We start from the raw sequence: 255 nt of genomic DNA, 5'->3' as shown, positions 1-255 counted from the left end.
TGAGGTGGACTCGATATCCGAAATACCAAGTTGTTTGAATCACATTATTTTCTTTATCATAATAATTTTTAGCCGTCCAAGTCGCATCAGATTCACTTCGCTTGTCTGGTGTTTTACGGTTTGTTGGTTGATTCGCATGCGATTCAATAATTTTTCCATCAATTGCCAAATTTTCACCTAATTCTGGAAGTTCCTTATACAGAGTTTCCAATAAAGTAGTAAATATTCCCTCCACTTTTTCGAGATGATTGGTCA

Annotated in this window: 1 pseudogene; it reads right to left on the bottom strand. The window is 35.7% G+C overall.

Going from position 1 to position 255, the window contains the following annotated elements:
• A pseudogene (locus ACYQ2O_RS13650) lies at window positions 1–255 on the bottom strand (hypothetical protein); the annotation flags it as partial.

It is taken from the genome of Alkalibacterium sp. m-11 (assembly GCF_054658155.1).
The sequence above is the reverse complement of the archived record's forward strand: the minus strand, read 5'-3'. Positions and strand labels throughout refer to the sequence as shown.